Source organism: Mesorhizobium sp. M7A.F.Ca.MR.362.00.0.0 (assembly GCF_004023175.1).
GTDB lineage: Bacteria > Pseudomonadota > Alphaproteobacteria > Rhizobiales > Rhizobiaceae > Mesorhizobium.
This window is the reverse complement of sequence record NZ_RZTF01000437.1, coordinates 1-5094: the sequence shown is the minus strand read 5'-3', so window position 1 is coordinate 5094 and position 5094 is coordinate 1. Positions and strand designations below refer to the sequence as shown.

Below are 5094 nucleotides of genomic sequence, written 5' to 3'. Positions count from 1 at the left end.
GGATGCAGCGCGTCGAGGCGACAATTTTTGCGGCCAGCGATCCCGTCACGCGCGAAACGCTCGCCCGCATCGTCGGCAAAAGTTGCAGCATCGACCTTCTCATCGACGACATTCGCGAGGAGCTGCGCGGCCGCCCTTACGATCTGGTTTCGGTCGCCGGCGGCTGGAAACACCTGACCCGGCCTGCCTATTCCGACGCCATCCGCGCTGCTGTAGGTGGAAGTGGGAAGACGGCCGACCTTACGCAGTCGGAGGTTTTGGTGCTGATGTGCATCGGCTACTTCCAGCCGATCACCCGCGCCGAGTTGTCGTCTTTCTTCGGCAAGGAGATCAGTCGCGATTTTATTGGTCATTTGCGCGGTGCCGGCCTGATCGCTTCCGGTCCGCGTAGTCCGACGCCGGGCGCGCCCTACACCTACGTGACGACAAAAGAATTCCTGCTGGAGTTCGGGCTCGACACGCTGCGCGACCTGCCGGATTTCGAGGCGTTGGAGGATGCAGGCCTGCTGTCGAAGGAGAAGTTGCTGGGCGGGGACATCATGCCCGACTTTGCCGTCGGCCCAGAGGGTGTCGGAGGCGAACTCGACGAATAGCCGCGGCGCATTGTGTGTAAGGCTTGTCCGAAATTTGTAGCATATTTCTGACGTCTCAACCGTGATCTCGTCCGAATGGCCTGCTGCCGGTTTTTCGGACACGAGGTTAAGCTAGCATAGCTTGTTCCTCGAACTCGACGGGGCTCAGATAGCCGAGCGTCGAGTGCCTTCGCCGAGGGTTATAGGGGCCGGAACAAGATTTGCTTTCCCAGACACGCTAAGGTCGAACGAAGCACGAACAGCTGTTTGTCCCCTGGATAAGATTACCAACCGATTGCGATCGATCTTGCAGCGACCATAAGCTCGGCTCCTTCATAGCGAGGAGCGAACGAATGGGCCGAAGAAGGCTGGTCAATGCGGCGGAGGCAAAGGTTCTTTTTGGCTTCCCGTCTGACGAGGATAATCTGCTCCGGCACTATACTCTCGATCCAATTGACAGGTTGCAATGTGAGGTGCGTCGCCGCGCGCATAATAAACTGGGCTTCGCCATCCAGCTTTGCGTCATGCGGCATACTGGGCGTCTCTTGGGAGAGGACGAGCAGCCTCATGCGACGGTCATCCGCTACTTGGCCGACCAGCTCACACGTTTCGAGCACAGCCGTTTCCTGACCGAACATCTCAGCCTGCACATAGCCAACAAGAACGACCGGCGTGCAGCACTTCTGGCTGCTATCGACGCAGCGGCTGCCGGGGACAAGCGTTTCGCAAAGTCGCGGACAACGGAGGGATCGAGTTCCGTTTGCCTTGTTGCTGTTAGGAGTGATTGATTTCGGTTATTTCGCCGCCGGTCAAGAGTGTGGGTGTTTTTCGCTTCGCATGCTGTCGCCTTCGAGCGTTATGCGGTGGGCGTTATGAACGATGCGGTCCAGAATTGCGTCGGCTAAAGTGGCCTCCGCGAATGCTTCATGATGCACCTTTCCTTGATCGCCTGGTCCGTTGCAGTCGGCGTTGAAGTTGATCGATCTGGTCGCTGGAAAGGCTGATCTGCCAAGGCTGGCCTTTCGTGCTTTGCCGACCGTGTACAAGGCCCTGGGCCAGGTAGTCGAAGATGGTTTGAGCAGTCACGCCGATTGCAGCGGCTGCGCCCTGTACAGAGTAGGTTCCATCAGGCCAGCGCGGCGGATTGGCTGCGACGCCGTTGATCTTGGCTGTGGGGATTCCCCAACGGTGGCGTAAGAGCCAGATGTTCTCATAGCTGAACAGCTTCCCTCGCGCCGAGCGGACGCCCTCTTCATTCAATATTTTAGCGATTTGCCTGTCCATATCGCCCGCAGCATTGAGTTGCGTGATCCGCTGACGCACAAGCTCAAGTTCGCCATAGTCTCGATCGTAAGATTGAACTCGGCGTTGGATTTGATGTTCGCTGGTTGCGCCGGTCTGCCAAAGAATCCTGATGGCGACCTGGCCGCGTATCTTCTTCTGGTCGAGAACGACCTCCTGCACGATGAAGCGCAGGATACGTTTGCGGTCTTCTGGCTGGGTGGTTTCTGAGTGCCAGATAGCCGGCAAATTCTCGGCGAGTTCCTGAAGCGCCGCGTGATCCTGTGCCTGTAACACCAAGGGCTCTCGGTCTCTCCACCGACGATATTCCTGCTCGATCTCATCGACCAAGCGCAGCTTGTCTTCCCATGCCTTTTCCAGGGTTCTGGCGACGAGACGATTTTCCGGTTCCACGGTGTCGTATTGTCGTCGAGCCCGCTCGGCGTCATACCGCGCACGTTCCCGCCGTAGCGCCCATTGTTTCTCGAGGCTCCGCGTTTCCTCCGCAATCTCGTCGAGCGCAGCGATGGCGATGGCGATTTGGTCAGGTTCCAACGCCTTCAGGAGGGTTTGGGCAACCAACTCATCTACTGCGGGCGCCCGAACCTCCTGACAGAGAGAGCTGCCGGTCTGGTTGCGGTCCGCCAGGCAGCAGTAGACGGGGCATGCACTGTCGGGGCCGCTATAGCGCACGGTCATGCGCCGTCCGCACTGGCCGCAGACCGCTGAGCCCTGCAGCAAAGCAATGCCCTTGCGTGGCGCGCCGCGGTGGCCGGCCTCGTATCGATTGGTGTTGTTGGCGAGGCGTCTCTGATTGGCCATGAACTCCTCCCAGTTAATATAACCAGGGTGTGCGTCTTTGATGCAAACCGCCCAGTCGTCAATGGCCACCTTCGAGGTTGCGCGGTCCGAACCTGGACCTTGGCGGACCGCATTTATTCGGCGCCGGCCGTAGACATATGCGCCGGCATAGGCCGGGTTGTGCAAAATATGATGGACATGGGCGATGGTGGCGTCTCGCCACACCAGCTCATGGGGCGCCGGCCCGCGAAGCGGCCGCACCGGTACGCGTAGGTCATGCGTGCGCAGGTAACGCATAACGCGTCGCGCGGTCTGAAGCTCTCTAAATTTGTCGAAGATCAGACGCAGCCGAGCCTGAACCTCTCCATCAGGGTTGAACACGATCTGGCCGGAGCGGTTGTAGGTCAAGCCACCTGGCAGCGGTATGCGAAGCTCGCCCCGCGCAGCCTTCTGCCGCTCCCCTTGATGCAGGCGGATGCGGATCTGGTGCAACTCCGCTTCGCTCATGATCCCCGAGAGCCCTAACAGTAGCCGGTCGTGATAGGCGCAGGGATCGTAGAGGCGCTCGCCATCGGCGATGATAACGCCGAACAATGAACACAACTCGAGGAGTTGATGCCAATCCCGGTTGTTGCGCGCCAATCGAGATGCATCGAGGCTGACCACCAGACCCGCGTTGCCGAGCCCGATCTCGGCGATGAGCCGTTGGAAGCCGCCACGCACGACTTGGCCGTTTCCCGATTTTCCAAGATCCTCATCGATGACGACGACACGATCCGGCGGCCAGCCCAATCTGACGGCGCGGTCCACCAAGCTGTACTGAAGTTCGGTGCTTTCCTGATGGTGGCGCACCTGGTTTATCGAGGATTGGCGCACATACACGTAAGCGAACTTTGAACGCCGGACGGCCGTGAGCCGCTCGTCAGAACTGCTCGGAATAGCCAACATCAAACCGCTCCCTCGCCGCTGGCGCGTTCGGCGGCATCCGGCGGATCAGAGTCGCGAGCATCTGCGCGACTTGGTGCTGAGATACTGGTGGGAGATTGTTCCAAAGGCTGGGCGTATCTGGCTTGATCCGCACCAGTGGAACACTGGTGTCCGGTAGAGACACCGCAATCCGATGCGCCAAAGCATGAGCAACCATCGCAACTCGCTATTGAGTTACTAAAGGTGATTCGCGCATAATACACTAAAGGAAGCAAAGTCAGAACGGATATTAACTTTCCCGCCCCGCTACGATGTTCACCATCATCATCGCCAGCAGGCGACAAATCCGTCACTGACCGGCGGATATTGCGTGACCGTCCATCCGGAAGGCGGATGACAATAAAGGCAGGTCCGCGCCCCGACCGAAGTGATGCCACCTCAAACCGCTGTCCACAGAGCGCATGTCGACGGTCAACTACCGTGACATGAGACACCAACCGATCAACAACAGGGGTATCCTGCGTTGCTTGGGTCGCCGATCATTTCATGCCAGGCGGCTACGGGAATTTGAGCCGTGATCAGCGTCGATTTTCGCCGGTACCGCTCCTCGAAGATTTCCAGCAGATCGAGGCGCTGCCGATCGCTCAGCGTATGCGTTCCCCAGTCATCGAGGATCAGCAGTTGGACACGGGCAAGCTTGTCGATGAGGCGCGGAAAGCGTCCGTCGAGCCTGGCAAGTGCGAGATCTTCGAAGAGCCGCGGCATTCGAACGTAAAGCACGGAATAGTCGAGCCTTGCCGCCTGTCTTCCAAAAGCGCAGGCAATCCAAGTCTTTCCGGTGCCCGTTTGGCCTGTCAGAATCAAGTTCTCGTTTGCCTTCAGCCATGCGCCTTGCGCCAAGGACAAAACGTTGCGGCGATCAAGACCGCGGTGCGTGCTAAAATCGATGTCTTCGATCGATGCATTGGCAAAACGCAGCTTTGCAGTTGCCAGCCGATTGGTCAGTCGTTTGTCTGTTCTCAGTGCGATCTCGCGGTCGAGCATCAGGCCGAGCCGCTCGTCAAAGCTGAGGTCGTTGCCATGGATCTGCTCGGCAAGCTCGCGATAGGCCGTTGCCATTCCGGCAAGGCCGAGCGTGTGCATTTGATCTAGGGTTGGATGTGTCAGCATCTGGGTGTCTTCCTTTCTCATTGATAGTAGGTTTTGCCGCGGATATTGCCGTGCAGCGGTGCCGGCTTGACGGCCTCGCTTGCGGGTGGAGCTTGGTCGAGACCCGATTTGAGAATGTTGGCGACGGATGAATAGCTCAGTGCATTGATGGTCAGGGCACGCTCGCACGCCATTTCCAGGCGATCGGATTTGTAGCGTCGCGCCAAGGAAAGGACGCCCTGCGCGGATCGATAGCCTTGTTCCGGATGCGGGCGGTCACTCAGCAGAGGCTCGATAAATATCGCCGTATTGCTTCCGACTTTTGCCGCTTCCTTGCGCAATGTGTGAGGCGTCGTGTTTGCAT

General features: G+C 58.6%; 4 protein-coding genes and 3 pseudogenes. 2 read left to right on the top strand and 5 right to left on the bottom strand.

Going from position 1 to position 5094, the window contains the following annotated elements:
- Nucleotides 1-2 precede the first annotated feature (2 nt).
- Nucleotides 3-593: an SMC-Scp complex subunit ScpB gene (locus tag EOC06_RS32345; RefSeq protein ID WP_128309699.1), complete on the top strand. Its 591-nt coding sequence runs from the start codon at nucleotides 3-5 to the stop codon at nucleotides 591-593.
- A gap of 106 nt (nucleotides 594-699) precedes the next feature.
- Here EOC06_RS32345 and EOC06_RS45225 read toward each other — a convergent pair.
- A pseudogene (locus EOC06_RS45225) lies at nucleotides 700-777 on the bottom strand (IS3 family transposase); the annotation flags it as partial.
- A gap of 148 nt (nucleotides 778-925) precedes the next feature.
- Here EOC06_RS45225 and EOC06_RS32340 point away from each other — a divergent pair.
- A complete protein-coding gene (locus tag EOC06_RS32340) occupies nucleotides 926-1360 on the top strand; it encodes a DUF4158 domain-containing protein (protein ID WP_206631300.1) in 435 nt (144 codons plus the stop codon).
- On the opposite strand, the pseudogene EOC06_RS32335 reads toward EOC06_RS32340, so the two are convergent.
- The 4 genes and pseudogenes from EOC06_RS32335 to EOC06_RS32320 form a co-directional block, all read right to left on the bottom strand.
- A pseudogene (locus tag EOC06_RS32335) lies at nucleotides 1347-1486 on the bottom strand (ATP-binding protein); the annotation flags it as partial. The gene EOC06_RS32340 and the pseudogene EOC06_RS32335 overlap by 14 nt on opposite strands.
- Before the next feature lie 10 nt (nucleotides 1487-1496).
- Nucleotides 1497-3602 (bottom strand): recombinase family protein, encoded by a 2106-nt coding sequence (locus EOC06_RS32330; protein ID WP_128309698.1) that lies wholly within the window; start codon nucleotides 3600-3602, stop codon nucleotides 1497-1499.
- 480 nt (nucleotides 3603-4082) lie between these two features.
- Nucleotides 4083-4700 (bottom strand): IS21-like element helper ATPase IstB, encoded by a 618-nt coding sequence (istB, locus tag EOC06_RS32325; protein WP_281062128.1) that lies wholly within the window; start codon nucleotides 4698-4700, stop codon nucleotides 4083-4085.
- A 68-nt stretch (nucleotides 4701-4768) separates the two neighbouring features.
- Nucleotides 4769-5094: pseudogene (locus EOC06_RS32320) on the bottom strand (IS21 family transposase); the annotation flags it as partial.